General features: G+C 60.9%; 1 protein-coding gene. It reads right to left on the bottom strand.

Going from position 1 to position 207, the window contains the following annotated elements; all coding sequences use genetic code 11:
• The coding region (locus JFY56_RS24850) for a hypothetical protein (protein ID WP_208316826.1) at positions 1–207 on the bottom strand (207 nt) is incomplete at both ends.

Below are 207 nucleotides of genomic sequence, written 5' to 3'. Positions count from 1 at the left end.
TGTAGCCCACCGCGGTGCTGCCCTGACCTTCGGCCGAGGAGTCGCTCTGCACCAGACCGGCTTCGTTGGTCCGGGCGTAACGGATGCCCACGCCATGCTCGTCGGTGAAGATGTTGGTGGTGTCGCCAGCGAAGTTGTTGATGGTGTCGCCCAGATTCGTGACGTTTTCATTCGTCTCGTTGAGCTGCGACATGTTCACCGCATCGC

The organism is Pseudomonas schmalbachii, assembly GCF_017589465.1.
In the GTDB taxonomy this organism is placed as follows: Bacteria; Pseudomonadota; Gammaproteobacteria; order Pseudomonadales; family Pseudomonadaceae; genus Pseudomonas; species Pseudomonas schmalbachii.
The sequence above is the reverse complement of the archived record's forward strand: the minus strand, read 5'-3'. Positions and strand labels throughout refer to the sequence as shown.